Origin of the sequence: Knoellia sinensis KCTC 19936, assembly GCF_000768705.1 — a bacterium.
In the GTDB taxonomy this organism is placed as follows: domain Bacteria; phylum Actinomycetota; class Actinomycetes; order Actinomycetales; family Dermatophilaceae; genus Knoellia; species Knoellia sinensis.
On sequence record NZ_AVPJ01000018.1, the window covers coordinates 42,053 to 57,026 of the forward strand.

At 62.7% G+C, this 14,974-nt stretch carries 7 protein-coding genes; 6 read left to right on the forward strand and 1 reads right to left on the reverse strand.

Annotated elements, in window-relative coordinates; genetic code table 11:
• Positions 1-136 precede the first annotated feature (136 nt).
• The 4 genes from N802_RS16855 to drmB are packed head-to-tail and all read left to right on the forward strand — an operon-like array spanning position 137 to position 11,523.
• The gene (locus N802_RS16855) at positions 137-4,879 is read left to right on the forward strand and encodes a sacsin N-terminal ATP-binding-like domain-containing protein (RefSeq protein WP_035918572.1); all 4,743 of its coding nucleotides are present in this window, start codon (positions 137-139) and stop codon (positions 4,877-4,879) included.
• Positions 4,876-6,657, forward strand: a complete 1,782-nt coding sequence (locus N802_RS16860) for a UvrD-helicase domain-containing protein (protein WP_052110093.1) — start codon at positions 4,876-4,878, stop codon at positions 6,655-6,657. Before N802_RS16855 ends, N802_RS16860 begins: the two co-directional genes overlap by 4 nt.
• Positions 6,650-9,808 carry a helicase-related protein gene (locus N802_RS16865; protein ID WP_035918575.1) on the forward strand — a complete coding sequence of 1,053 codons (3,159 nt, stop codon included), beginning with the start codon at positions 6,650-6,652 and terminating at the stop codon, positions 9,806-9,808. The genes N802_RS16860 and N802_RS16865 overlap by 8 nt, the downstream gene beginning before the upstream one ends.
• Positions 9,805-11,523 carry a DUF1998 domain-containing protein gene (drmB, locus tag N802_RS20350; RefSeq protein WP_035918577.1) on the forward strand — a complete coding sequence of 573 codons (1,719 nt, stop codon included), beginning with the start codon at positions 9,805-9,807 and terminating at the stop codon, positions 11,521-11,523. The genes N802_RS16865 and drmB overlap by 4 nt, the downstream gene beginning before the upstream one ends.
• A 37-nt stretch (positions 11,524-11,560) precedes the next feature.
• On the opposite strand, the gene N802_RS16875 is transcribed toward drmB, so the two are convergent.
• Positions 11,561-11,974, reverse strand: coding sequence for a very short patch repair endonuclease (locus N802_RS16875; RefSeq protein WP_342666772.1), 414 nt, complete (start codon positions 11,972-11,974; stop codon positions 11,561-11,563).
• 80 nt (positions 11,975-12,054) lie between these two features.
• On the opposite strand from N802_RS16875, the gene dcm reads away from it, so the two are divergent.
• Both dcm and N802_RS16885 read left to right on the forward strand, forming a co-directional pair.
• The gene (gene dcm, locus N802_RS16880; protein WP_052110096.1) at positions 12,055-13,179 is read left to right on the forward strand and encodes a DNA (cytosine-5-)-methyltransferase; all 1,125 of its coding nucleotides are present in this window, start codon (positions 12,055-12,057) and stop codon (positions 13,177-13,179) included.
• Between the two features lie 34 nt (positions 13,180-13,213).
• Positions 13,214-14,383, forward strand: coding sequence for a type II restriction endonuclease (locus N802_RS16885; RefSeq protein WP_156971478.1), 1,170 nt, complete (start codon positions 13,214-13,216; stop codon positions 14,381-14,383).
• Positions 14,384-14,974: the final 591 nt, after the last annotated feature.

Consider the following 14,974-nt stretch of genomic DNA (forward strand, 5'->3'; position numbering starts at 1 on the left):
GGTATGTCCAACGGCACGCCCGACATGTCCTACACCTTGGATTCCGGGATCCCGAGCGATGTTGCCCATTCAACTGTCGGCACCTCGCTTTAGTGTCAGGATCAACCCGAGTTAACGGGACCCGAACGACGTAGGGATGGGAATGCAGGGCTGGACCCGAAGTGACAGCACGCTCGCGGCCGTTGTCGAGGAGCAGACCGAGGTCTGTCTTAACGTGTACCGGGAGGACCCGAGCCGTGTCGTTCAAGACGCCAACAATGAACGACGCATCTCACAGGGGGGTTACGCCACTCGACAACTTGAGGAACTGCTGCAGAACGCCGTCGATGCCGCGCGCAGGGGCGGGTCGCAAGTGGAGGTGCTGCTAACTCCGGCGGCGCTGTACGTGGCCAACGATGGCGAGCCCTTCGATGCGGCCGGGATTCGCTCCGTCATGGCCTCGGACATGTCAGCCAAGGACGACGACCGCATCGGCAAGTTCGGCATTGGATTCAAGTCGATTCTGGCCGTGTCTAGCGAGCCGAAAGTGTTCAGCCGCTCAGTCTCCTTCGCCTTCGACAAAGACTGGGCGGAGAAGCAACTTCAAGCAGCGGGATTCGAGGCAGCGCACTATCCCACGATGCGCCTGGCCAAGGTGCTCGATCCGGTCCAAGACGGTTCCGCGCGGGACGCGTACCTGAAAGAACTCATGCAGTGGGCGACCACGGTCGTGGTCGCACCGCTTTCAATCGATGCAATGCCCTTGGCCAAGCGGCTGAACGACTTCCCTCCTGAGTTCGTACTGTTCTCCGCTCACATCGAACGAGCCCGACTTCGTAATGAGGTCGAGTCCGCCGACGGCGAGCGCAAGGTCGCCCCTTCGGACCGGACTGTCACCCGAGAAGTCGCGGATGATGGGTTCGTCACCCTCCGCGGCGGGCAGATGCCGACAGTCTGGTCGTTGGCACGCACGATGGTTCACCCGACTGCTGCGGCACTTAAGGAAGCGGGTCACGTCGCTGCCCGAGAGGCAGTCGAAGTTCAGTACGCCGTCAAGTTCCCACCAGGCGTTGGCCTCGGTCGCTTCTGGGCCTACTTCCCCACGCAGTTCGTCACGACAATGTCGGGGATCGTCAACGCACCTTGGAAACTGAGCGACGACCGGCTGGGGCTACTTGAGGGAAGATTCAACGACGAGTTGCTGGCAGTGGTCCCTCGACTTGTCGCCGAGGCGCTGGCCAGATTCAGCGGAACCGAGCATGTGGTGGAGGCCCTGGACGCTCTGCCCTCACGTGGTGGTGAACTGGGGCGCAAGGAGGCTCGAAATTGGGTCGATGAGGCGTTGAACAAGCCGGTCTTCGAGCACATGCGCACGGTTCCCAGTCTGCCGAACGGAATGGGGGTCCTTCGACGGCCAAGCGATCTCGACTGGATCGGCGAGGGGCCCGGCGAGTGGCTCACTGCGTGGTCTCAGATCCCCGGAGCTCCCGTCGAAGATTGGCTGCACCCCGACGCGTACAAGACGCAGGAGCAGCGAGTCAAGGTGTCGCGGCTGATGGGCTCGGGCGTGGGAGCCGACCTACCGGCCGGGGCTGCTGGCGTCGACGAGTGGCTCGAGGCGCTGGTCCGCGACCGCACCGTGGAGTCCTCGGCCCACGCTATTCACCTCGCTGCGCGGATGTTCCGGGACGCCAAGGCAATGTCGACTCTCGAGGCAGGCACCAGATTCGTTGCAGAGATCGAGAGGGCCAAGATCATTCGTCTCGACGACGGCGACCTCAAGGCCCCCCTGCGTGGCCGGGTCTTTGTGCGAGTCGAGGGACAGGTGGAGTCGGACGTCGCGTTCGTCGACCCTGAACTGGCCCGGATGCCTGGCATCGTGGAGGACTTGGCGACCCTAGGTGTCGTCCTGATGGACAAGAGCGGGGAGCTCCGCAAGCTCCTTACTCGCTGGAAGTCGTCCAGTGGGCGGATCCGTCCCGAGCAGGCTTGGCCGGAGATCTGGAGGGCGCTTCGACCCCTGCCCCTCGAGGCGGGAATAGACATCCTGCGCGAGGACTTGGGCAACGACCTCACGGCCGACATGCACGTACGCACAGCCTCGGGCAAATGGGTGGCCGCAGACCAAGCATTTCTGGGGGGGCGGGTGGTTCCTGCTGACGGATCGCGCGATCGTGACTTCCTGATCGATCCACGGGAGCACTTCCACGACGAGCCTCTACTCAAGGCCATTGGCGCAGTCGATGCGCCGTCGTATCGGGCGGATGCGCCGATTGAGGCATGGTTCAAGGCTTGGATCGGCAAGGCAGAGCAGTCCTTCATCGAGCACGCTGGGGCACGGATCGATCCTGACAATGTCTCAGTCGACATCCCCGCCACCCTCCCTTGGCCGTTGGACGTGGTGAGGCGCATGAGTGACCAAGCCAAGGCGGCCGTCACGAAGTTGCTGCTTACTGCCGGGCTACCCCACGGGGTGCTCGTGCGACACCGTTCGGTGGCCACCTACGGGCGCATTCATGTGATTGCGCCAGAGACTCACTTCCTGAGTTTGCACGGTCGGTTCGAGACCACGTTCGGCTGTTTGCCTCCTAGTGAGACGCTCCTTGCGAGTGACGACCTCGACCCTCGATTTTTTCCGACCGTTGAGTTGAGCACCGACGTGGCCGAGAAGCTGGGGGTCCCAACTGAGCTGGATGCCTTCCCCGAGGAAGCGTGGGTGAATTGGAAGGCGGTCGTAGACCGGCGTCGGACTCTCGAGGACGACGCTCTCAGGGCGTCCTTTTACGCGTGGCTGCCGGGACACCACGAGGCCGAGAGCCTCGTGGTTCGGGTCGGTCGGCAACGAATGGACGTGCCCGTCGGGAACATCGGGGTCACCTCCAGCCAAGTCACGTACGAGTCCTTGGTCGACGCCGCGATTCCTGCCCTCCTCGTGGAGGACTCCGAGGATCTCGAGCGCTTCGTCACATCTTGGGCGATGCCGCGAGGTGAGGACCTCCTCCAGGAGGAGATCATCTCTGAGCCCGCGGGAGAGCCTGTTTATCTCACTGATGCCTTCCCACCACTCAAACTTCGCTTGGACCCAACGGACCAAGACCTGCTGATCCAACCCGTGGCGCGACTCGTCCGGATGACAGCTACACCCGAGGGTCAGGTGGCTCGTCCCCTTCGATGTCGGCGGGACGGTGGCACCCTGTTCCTGACCGCTGACGAGCCCCACCAGCGGCTCGCGCAGGTGTCCGAACTGTTGAGACTCGAACTTGATTCCGCCGAGATCCAGGAAGTGCTCGGGTCTATGGAGCGCGCTGCCTCGGACAAGCTGCGTACCAAGATCAAGCGCTGTCGGGACGAGAACGAACGCTTGGTGACTGCAGTCGGGATCGACGCGTTGAGACGGAGCGTTCCCGCCCAGGCTCTTGCAGTCCTCGAGGAGAGAGACGGAGGCGTCGCTGCGGAGGAGGTCGCCGAGCTGGCTCGTGCCGTTCATGGCGTAGGCATCCTCAAGCAACTGCGGCCTGCTTTGGACGAGAACGGTCTAGAACCCCCACGGGAGTGGTCGGGGCGTCGCGTGACCCGGGTATGGGTGGACGGTTTGGGATTCCCGGCCGACTGGGCCGGTTTCCCCGGCAGCCAGAGGGCAGCCGTGGAGATGATCGATGGCCCTGCGGTGCTCAAGCCACTGCATGACTATCAAGAATTCGTCACCGAACGGATCGAAGCATTGCTCAAGGGGGTGGGTGCCGATCGTGGCATGGTCTCGCTGCCCACCGGAGCGGGCAAGACCCGCGTGACGGTGGAGGCCTTGGTGAAGGCTGTCCGAATTGATCTGCTAGGACACGATCGGCCCTTGGTATGGATAGCCCAGACCGACGAACTGTGTGAGCAAGCGGCGGAAACGTGGAGCTACGTGTGGCGCGCAATCGGACCCCAAGTGCCCATGCGGCTGGGACGACTATGGGGAGGAAACGAGGTCCCTGAGGAACCCGGCACATTCCAGGTGGTCATCGCCACGATTGACAAACTCCATTCGGTGCAGAAGCGAGCGTCCGACGAGTACGGCTGGCTGCGGGAGCCGTCAGTGGTGGTCATCGACGAAGCGCATGGATCAGTGTCGACGTCCTATACGCAGGTGCTCGAATGGATGGGACGCTCCGGCCGAGGACGCAGCAAGGAGGGGCGCAGACCACTTCTCGGCTTGACCGCCACGCCGTTCCGTGGCAACTCCGAGGGAGAGACGGAACGACTCGTCGGCCGGTACGACGGCAATCGTTTGGACCGAGGGGCCTTCCGAAAGGAGGATCCCTACGAGGAACTACAGGAGATGGGGGTTCTCGCCCAAGTTCGACACGAGATATTGGATGGTGTCGATGTCCAGCTCAGCGCCGACGATAAGTCGGAGATTCAGAAGATGGGGCGCCTACCCGCATCGGTCTCCGAACGGCTCGGCGCCGACGCAGCTCGTACCCGACGCGTCGTGGAATCCATTGCCTCGCTTCCCGATGACTGGACCGTGCTGGCATTCGCACCATCGGTCGAGAACGCGCGCGTATTGGCTGCTCTGCTCGCTCACCGGGGCGTACCTGCAGTGGCGATCTCGGCAGACACGGAGCCTGCTGCACGCCGTCACTATGTTGAGGAGTTCAAGGCTGGGCGGATCCGGGTACTCACGAACTTCAACGTTCTGACCCAGGGCTTCGATGCCCCCAAGGTGCAGGCCGTGTACGTCGCCCGGCCCACCTTCAGCCCAAACGTCTACCAACAGATGATCGGGCGAGGACTGCGCGGACAGCTCAACGGTGGCTCCGAGGAGGTGCTGATTGTGAATGTGCGAGACAACTTCGATCAGTACGGCGACCTCTTGGCGTTCAACGCGTTCGAATACCTCTGGACCAAACGATGACGGAATGCGTGCTCGACCATGCTCAGTCCACCGCCGCGGCGGTTGATCCAGATCAACGACAGATCGTGTTGGCGGGACCGGGCGCCGGGAAGACTCAGGTGGTGTCCGCCCTCGTGGAGAACCTCGTCCTCGACGCGCAGGTCGACCCTTTGCACGGGCTGCTCGTTCTCAGCTTCTCCAACGCGGCAGTGCACGCCGTCGACGCTCGCTTGCGGGCACGCGACGTTCCGCCCGTCAGCGTCAGAACGATCGACTCGTTGGCGGCACGGATCGTCGGCGACGCCGGCGATGACGACCTAGCGCAGATGGGGTTCGACGCACGCATAGCGCGAGCGACCGAGCTGATTCGGGAAGACGAGTGGCAGGACTGCGAAGACCTCGAGCACGTGGTGATCGATGAGGTTCAGGACGTGGTCGGACCCCGGGCCGACTTCGCAGCAGCGTTGATTCGCGCCCTCCCCGCGGACGCCGGATTCACCCTACTGGGCGACCCTGCCCAAGCGATCTACGACTTCCAGTTGCGGGAGGGCGAGGACTCACGCCCGTCCAGCACCACGTCGTCGGATTTGTTGGACGCAGCGAGGGCTCTTGGGGCCGCGACCGTCGCGCTGACAGGGCAATACCGAGCACAGTCGCGAGACGCACTTGGGGCGGCGGCCCTGCGCTTACCATCCGGCGAGCCACCAGATCCCGAGGACGTCGATGACTTCTGGGATGACGTCGTCCACGTCGGTGGCCTCGACTCAGTCGTGGGGCACATGGAACGAACAGACGGCAGCGTGGCCATGCTCACCCACACCAACGGTCAGGCAATGCTTGCTGCCGGCGAACTACGCAGGCGCGGAATCGCCGCCGAGGTTCGCAGGAGTGCTCGCCAACGAGTCCTCGACGCCTGGATCGCGAACGCCCTCGCCACCGCCGACGCGAGCTCCGTGGGCAAGAAGGACTTCATGAAGCTGCTCGACGAGCAGGAGGTCGAGCTGGACGGGCACGCTGCTTGGCGCGCGCTTCGCCATGCGGCCGGCGCGAAGGGACGAGAGATGGACATCCCGTCCCTGGTATCAAGGCTGCGGGCCCGCGGCGTCGTTCCACCCGATCTGTTGGACAAGCCGGGCGGTCGGGCAACCGTATCGACCACCCACCGCGCGAAGGGGCTGGAGTACGACGACGTGGTTCTGATGGAGTTCCCTTCGCGCCGCCAGGAATCACAGGATCCTGAGGACCGCGCGAGGGTTCGATTCGTCGCGCTCACCCGTGCTCGCAGGTTCCTGCTTCGAGCGGATGGACCCGACGACCGGGGTCTGCGCAAGGTCTGGGCGCCGGGATCTTCCGGACCGCGTTGGATCGTGGGGGGATGGAAGCAGTGGCAAACACGCAGTTTCGAGATGCGCGTCGACGACGTGGACGTCTCTACCCCTCCGGGCGACGAGTCACAGCTGGTACAGCAGTTTCTCCGGCACGAAAACGTGGCGGGCGCCGAGGTGACTCTTCGACCCCACCCACGGTTGTCCACCCTGACGACCCCCGTGTTCTCCGTGCTTATGGGATCCACCGAGGTGGCGCGGACCTCACACCAGTTCGGAGTCGATTTCGCGGCGCGTGTCGGTTCACTGGAAAGAAAGCGTCGTGGGTGGCCCACCCTCAGCGGTGGGTACGTGGAGTGTGTCGCAACTGCCGTGGGAGAGCGGACCGGCAAGGGCGCTGGGCGCAATGGCCTCTGGCTGATCCCGGTGATCTCCGGCCTACTGACGATCGAATGGAGCGACCTCGATGACTGATCTGAATCCTTGGTATGCAGCCAGGGAGATCATGGTGGACGCCCTCGTGGCGGACCTTCACGGCTCTGAGGATGACGAACTCCTTACCGAGAATCCCCTCCGTCGCTTTCTTGTGGGGATCCTTCATCCTCGCAGCGGGGACGCGGTGGAGGTCGATCGAGTTGGCGACGACGCAGATCAGGATGCTGGCACCGCGCCTGACGCCGACTTCGATCCAGGCGTGTCCTTCTCGCATATGCGCTATCCCTCGACGATCGGCTTGACGGCCGGCATCAAGCGCGGGACCACTGGGATCCAAGTAAGCGTCCAGACGGATAGGTACGAGGAGGTGGACGAGGGCGAAAGTAAGCTTTGGAAGCGACGTCCGTTCGGCCCCTTCGAGGTCGACATCTCGACCAGTGCCCCAGCCGTTGGCGAGACCCTACTGTGCGAAGGTCTCGCGCTTCGCCATGTCGTGCGCGCTCCCCACGATGGCGTGCAAAGCGTCACCCTCGTGCTCGTGAACACCCTCGCCTCGCCCACAGAGGGCGGTCGGGATAGGCACTGTTGGTTCCGGCCATCGATCGTCGTACGTACGCTTGACGGCGAGTTTGTGGACCGACGACCTGAGCACCTGCTGGAACACATGGACGCCGACGCACTCAGTGCTGAACTGCTGCATCGGGCCCAGCGCCACTTGGCCGTCGGCCACGGGGTGGCCGTCGATTGGCAGGAGACCGTATCGGTGCGGGCGATCCGCACCACGTTCTTCCCAAGGCACGATCTTCCACTGGCGGAAGCCAGCCGCCCGGACCTCTCAGCCATCGCGATGACCGAGCTTGCAGACGGCTCTCTCTCTCCATTGCATGGTTTGGTCGACGCATACGAGACCTGGATCACGGACAAGGAAGTTCGCGATGTGCCCTCACTGAGCGGCGTGCACTTGGAGACGGCGCAGCGCCACCTCAACGAGGCTCGTGGTGCAGCACACCGCATGCGCCGCGGAATCGGAATCATCGAGTCCGAGCCACTCGTGGGGCGTTCCTTCCGTGTCATGAACGCCGTGATGCAGATGCAGCGAGAGCACCAGGAGATGCTGCGCGGGGTCCTTGACACCCCCGGGACGCCCGTCGTTGGTGAATGGCGTCCGTTTCAAATGGCCTTCATCCTGATGAACATCGAGGGTTTGAGCGATCCTGGCAGTGACGAACGGGATCTGGCCGACGTGCTGTGGTTCCCGACAGGTGGTGGGAAGACCGAGGCTTATCTGGGTCTCATCGCCCTCGCCATGGTCCACCGGCGGCTACGTGGTGCCGGCGCCGACGGTCGAGGTGCCGGCGTCGCAGTCATCATGCGCTACACACTTCGCCTGCTCACACTGCAGCAGTTCGAACGCGCTGCTGGACTCATCTGTGCCTTGGAGGTGTGGCGACGCGCGGAGCCGGACATGCAGGAGAAGGAACCCTTCACGATCGGTCTCTGGGTCGGTCAAGGCGCAACCCCGAACTCGATCGCCGACGCGGCCAAGGCACTGCGCCGACGCCGAGGGAACGATGACCCAGGGGACCTTGGTGATCCCGTTCAGCTGCTCCGTTGCCCATGGTGCGGATCTCGGCTGACGGAGGACCACTACGAGGTGGACAGGAGGGCCAACCGCCTCACCGTCAGGTGTCCCGGCACCGATTGCGTTTTCCGGTTAGGCGATGGGCTCCCAGTCGCATTGGTCGACAGCGACGTCTACTCAGTGAGGCCCTCGCTAGTCATCGGCACTGTGGACAAGTTCGCCATGCTGGCCTGGCGTGGCGAAGCAGGCAGCCTGTTTGGTCGCGGAACTGACGCTCCTCCGGACCTCGTGGTCCAGGACGAGCTCCATCTCATCAGTGGGCCTTTGGGCACCTTGGTGGGGCTGTACGAAACTGCCATCGACCATTTGGCGACCGATCGGACCACCGGAACCCGCCCGAAGGTCATTGCATCAACAGCCACCATCCGCAGAGCCAAAGAGCAGGTTCGGTCCGTCTTCGCGCGAGAGGCGCGCCAGTTTCCACCGCCCGGCATTGACGCGTCCGACTCCTTCTTCGCGGTCGATGCCCCGCGCGAGTCCAAGGGGACCCGGCTATACGTCGGCGTGATGGCCCCGGGCACCAGCCATGCAACTCTGACCGTCCGCACGTACGCCGCGCTGCTGCAGGCCGCCTTGGCATCGGAGATGGACGATGCCGTGCGTGATGCGTATTGGACGCTTCTCGGATACTTCAACAGTCTGCGCGTCCTGGGTGCCGCCTTCATCGCGACGATCGATGACGTTCGAGACCGTATCAAGGTAGTCGCAGGCCGCCGTGAGGAGGTGCCCCGCGTGACCCGGGATCCCCGCGAGTTGACCTCACGCAAGAAGTCGAGTGAGATCCCGGTGGAGCTCGAAGCTCTCCAGACTGCCTATCCGTCACCGCTCAGCCCCGATACGGTGCTGGCCACGAACATGATCTCGGTGGGGGTCGACGTCGACCGTTTGGGTCTGATGGTCGTATCGGGCCAACCCCAGACGACATCGGAGTACATCCAAGCGACGAGCCGGGTGGGACGGCGTCACCCCGGGCTGGTCGTAACGCTCTTCAACGCCGGGCGGTCGCGTGACCTCTCGCACTACGAAGCGTTCACCACCTACCACCGCTCGCTCTATCAACAGGTTGAGGCGACGGGGGCAACACCGTTCGCGTCTCGGGCTCTGGACCGTGGCCTGCACGGGCTTCTCGCAGTCTTGGCCCGCCATCTCGTACCCGGCGCCGCCTCGGACGACGCGGCGGTGGTGCCCGTCCAAGGTGGGAGGAAAGATCTCGATGCCGTATCGCAGACCATCTTGGATCGTGTTCGCTCCGTTTCCCCCGACGCTGAGGAGGACGTGGAGGACGCTTTGGAAGCGCTGATCGGAGCGTGGGAGGACGCCGTTGCCTCTGGCGAGGTGACGAAGTACGCCGGTTGGAGATCCTCCCTAGATGCGCTCCTGGTACCGGCAGGAGCGTCTCTGAGCGACGAGTTGGGTGAACCCCTTACGGAGATCTTCCCTCCCGGCCGACCGGCTTGGGCCACATTGACCAGTCTGCGGAACGTGGACCGGGAATGCAGCCTGAGGTTGGTGTCAGCTCAGAGGAGAGCCAGGAGGGACGAGAAATGAAAGCCTTCGATGCAAGGGTTCGACAGAGTCAACTGATCTCGACATTCGGCGTGGGCTCGATCATGCCGGCCGGAGACAAAAGCTACGTGGTGTGTGGGCTCGACGAGTGGGACGAGCGCCTCTGTGCCCCGGTCGAGGAACCGCGACTGGCACGATCGCTCGGCGTCCACGTCTTCAGGGCGCCCGCGAGTGGGAGCAGGCGAGGTGACGTACCTGTGGCACGCTTTCCCACCTTCCATTATTGCCCCGATTGCAGGCGCTTGGACTCGTTCTGGAAGTTCGACGCCACGCGGATGGTCTGCCCGGACTGCGTGCGTGAACTGACCCCGTCGAGGTTCGTCGCCTGTTGCGAGAACGGCCACATGGAGGACTTCCCGTACTTCAACTGGGTGCACCGACCGGTAGATGGCGTCATCACATGGAAGGAGGGAAGCACGCACAAGATGTCGTTGAGTACACGCGGGACCTCCTCGTCCCTAGGCGACATCATCGTGTCGTGCTCGTGCGGCGTTCGACCCCGCGATCTCGAGGGCGCATTCTCACGGCACGCTGTGGCCGAGGTGAAGTCATGTAGTGGCGCGCGACCGTGGCTCCCTGGTGCGGAGCCTGAAACCTGCGCCCAGCCCCTGCGCGCACTGCAGCGTGGGTCCTCGAACGTGTGGTTCGGAGCGGTCCGTTCCAGCATCTCAATTCCGCCGTGGTCGAGTCCCAGCGCTCGATACGTGACACGGCATTGGGACGTGTTCCAGCATCAGACAGACGACCAGATTCGAGCCGCAGCCATCGGGTCCGCCGCACGTGACCGCACGATAGATGTCGAGGCAGTGCTGCAGGTGACCCGGCAGCGTCGCGACGTCGAGGCCGCCTCTGTCCCCACCGAGGCAGAACTACGTGCAGAGGAGTACATGGCGCTGAGGGACGGCAACGTTGGCGGAGCCACCGACGCGTTCCACTGCCAGCAGGTCGATGTGGATCCGTCGATTTCGGACGTGGTGGCCCAAGTCTCCAAGGTGAGCAGGCTGCGAGAGGTACGCGCCCTACACGGCTTCGCACGCGTGTCACCAACAGGCTCCTCTTCCGATGCGCCCCGGCTCGCCTCGTTGAGCATCAAGCGCTTGCACTGGCTGCCCGCCGTGGAGGTCTTTGGCGAAGGCGTCTTCGTGAGGCTTGACCCCGATGCGCTGCAACGTTGGGAGGAGACCCCCTTTGCCTCCCAACGCATCGGAGCATTGACGGAGGCCGTCCGGCGCCGCGCGCAGGAGTCGGGGGCGAACGCAATCGAGCCGCCCAGTCCCAGATTCGTCGCGGTTCACACGGTCGCCCATGCGGTCCTCAAAGAACTGAGCCTCGATGCCGGCTACCCGACCGGCGCCTTGCGTGAGCGCATCTTTGCGGATGGGAGCCAGGCCGGGTTCCTGATTTACACGGCGTCCTCGGATGCAGCCGGAAGCCTGGGAGGTCTCGCAGCTCTTGCCGAGGAGGCGCGCTTTGCCGCGGTGTTCGAGTCGGCCACATCGAGGTCCGGCTGGTGCTCCAACGATCCAGTGTGCGCGGAGTCTGGTCCGTCAGGAAGTGACGGACTGAACTTGGCTGCCTGCCACGCGTGCCTCTTGTTGCCCGAGACAAGTTGCGAGGAGCGCAACATGTATCTGGACCGCGTCTCTCTGGTGGGCGACCCGCGCGACTCCTCCGGAGGTCTCCTAACCGGGATCTGACAGCCAGTCCTCGATGCAACGCCATGCCCCATCCCACCTACCTCGTCCGCGCGCGTAAGGCGCGCTCGACTCGGTCTGCCGCCTCGCGAATTGCCTCGTGCTCCCAAACGCGGACGACTTGCCAGCCGAGGTTCTCGAGGTGCTGAGTCGTCTCAGCATCGCGCTGACGGTTCGTGTCCAGTTTCTGCGCCCACCACTTGGCGTTGGTCTTCGACGGGACACAGTGCTCGGGACAGCCATGCCAGAAGCAACCGTCTATGAACACGGCCACCCTCTGACGGGGGAAGGCAACGTCAATCGAACGTCGCGTGAGGCCAGGCACGGGGACGCCAATCCTGAATCTACGACCACGGCTGTGCAGCAATCGCCGCAACGCGACTTCCGGCGTGGTGTCCCGAACGCGCTGCCTCGACATCCGACTCCGAACCGCAGCACTCCTCGGGCGGGGCATGCCACAAGTATCGAACACGATGTCAGACCCCCGCCGTAGCGTGCGTGTCAGATCAAGGACCGCGTACGCAGGCGTGCAGAATGGAGCAACACACCCATGGCAAGGACGGACCAGACGTGAGCGACCGGCACAGTTTCACCTTCATTGACCTCTTCGCCGGCATCGGTGGCACACGCCTTGGATTCGAAGCTGCAGGCGGTCAGTGTGTGTTCACATCGGAATGGAACAGCTTCGCCCAGCGAACTTACGCGGCGAACTTTCCCGACAGCCAGCCCGGCCCGGCCTCCGTGGTCGATGCAAACATCGTTGGCCATTCACTCGTAGGCGATATCACTGAGATCCGCAACCCGCAAAAAGAGATCCCGCCGCACGACGTCCTCCTCGCGGGATTCCCTTGCCAACCCTTTAGTATCGCCGGCGTCTCCAAGAAGAATTCGCTCGGCCGCCCGCATGGGTTTCAAGACCCTACTCAAGGAACGCTGTTCTTCGAGATTAAGCGCATCTTGGAGGCTCACCGGCCGCGCGCCTTTCTCTTGGAGAACGTCAGAAACCTGGTCTCGCACGACCGCGGACGCACCTTTGACGTCATCCGTCACGCGCTCGAAGACGAGCTCGGATACAACGTGCAGTGGCGCATATTGGATGCCAGTGCGTGGGTGCCCCAAGGCCGTCGGCGCATCTACATCGTCGGCTTCGACGGTGCCACCGACTTCGACTTTGAGACCCTTACACCACCGGACGCGCACCCAACCATGTCGTCCGTGCTGCACCCCGAGGACGGTTCGGAGAGATCTGAGGAGCCGTTTACCCTCGGGCCAAGTGCACTTGTCAATCCCAAATACACACTCAGTCCCAAGCTTTGGAATTACCTACAAGGATATGCGCGTAAACATCGCGAAGCTGGAAACGGGTTCGGTTTTGGACTTGTCTCCGGACAGGACGTCTCCCGCACCCTCTCCGCCCGGTACTATAAGGACGGATCAGAGATCTTGGTCTCGCAAGGCGACGGTCACCTGCCACGACGGCTAACGCCCCGCGAGTGCGCTCGCCTCATGGGATTCCCTGAGGACTACAAAATCCCCGTGAGCGACACCCAAGCTTACAAGCAATTCGGTAACAGCGTCGTAGTCCCTGTGGTCGAGTCGATAGCCCGCCACATGGCGCCCCACGTCACAACGACGATCCAACGAGCGGCGGCCAGTTGACGTGGACGGGCGCCTTCGCGAAACGTTCAGTGGAGTGGCCGCGAAACGTCTGAGTGCGGTCGAAGCCGATCGGCTCGTTTCCAACCAGCACGAATTCAACGGAGTCCAGGCTCTCAAGGATCTGCTAGGGACAAGCGAACGACGCTTTCCCACACGCTATGTCTACCTTCACGACGACGAAGACGGGCCATCGATCGTCGAATTCGTAAGCACGTCGCTATGGTACGACGCACGCGCGGCGCACCCCACGCGCAGCGAGTTTCGTCTGTATTTTCCTGAGAACGAGCCCATGGGCCTAGCATCGGAGAGTGACTTCTGCTTCTTAGCGCTTGGGCACGACGGTCTTCTCACGATTGTTATCGCTCCCGAGGATAGCCAAGCGGCCCAGCGCCTGGACATCCTCTTCCAAACGCACCTGACCAGCTCGAAACCACAAGCCTTCCGGGTAGTCACAATGGGTTCAGCGCGTGATCGTGGGATCGACATGATTGACGTTACGCTGATCGAAGCGCTTGGGGGAACGCCTGAGCCGGAGAACCCCAGCGCGCTCGCTCGCCTCATTGAACAATTTGGTGGCAACTATCCGTTGCCAAGCACCATGGCCTTCACTGGATTCACTCGGGAGCTCTGCATTGACGCTGACCCCGTCAGCGAGCCGGATGCGACGCTCAGCCTATGGTTCTCGACCACAAACGATCTCTTTCTCACCTATGAACGACATGTACTTCAACCAATTCTCGACCAAGAGTTTGCAAATCTCTCACATATAGATGTCGACAGATTCTTCTCCGTAGCGACGCGCTTTAAGAACTCGCGGTTCAGTCGTTCGGGCGCTAGTTTCGAGCATCACTTGGCGGCTCTCTTCACAGCAAATCAGGTTTCCTTCCATCAGCCGCGGCATAAATATCCAGACGGGGCCAAGCCAGACTTCATTGTCCCCTCGGACGATGCGTACAGAGCAATGAACAGTTCAGTCGCTCTGGTGGCAGCCAAGACGTCCGTGAAGGAGCGCTGGCGCCAGATCGCAACTGAGGCCCGCCACGTGCCAACCCGATACCTAGCAACAATGGACCCCGCAATATCCGTATCTGCCGCCGATGACATGGCAAAGAACAATCTCCAGTTGGTTCTGCCAAAACCGTTGAACGTAAGACTAGCGACCCTGTCCTACGCAGAATTGATCAACCGGCTCAAAGTTCTGTGAACTGTGCGGAGACCCATCACGAAAGGACCCCGTCTACTGTGACGCGGCCCACGCCATAGTGTCCAGTTCGTGGGCCCATCGGACCAGTACCGGAGCCCCAGCCAACGTCATGGCCGTGATGTGCTTGTGCGTGAGAGCATCCGTGGGGCGCACAGACAAGTATGGCTGGAGACGATCAGAGGACTGCTGGCCTCGATGCGCGAAATAGTTTCGAACGGCACGAAGTTCATCCAAGGGCGATGGAGTCAGACCGATACCCGCCGAAACGGCAGCTAGGTTGGAGATCCCCAAGCGGCCAGCTGCGTCGATCGACTCCAATGGGTCGAACCACTTTGGTTCCCAATTAGCTGACTTCTTCGAACGGCCCGCGAACGTGGCGCGCAGCTGATTCATCGCTTCTGAATAGGAATTGTTTCCGGCACGCCTGGGAAGAGCAACGCCCCCTAACGTCGTTGCACCTCCCCGCCAAGAAGCCACCACGAGGTCGCGGCAGAATGAAGCCCATTGGTCCTGCATCTGAATAGTTGCATTTTCACGAGCCAACGAATGGCTCTCTTGGCAAGCCGGATCCATTGGAATGATGGAAGCATG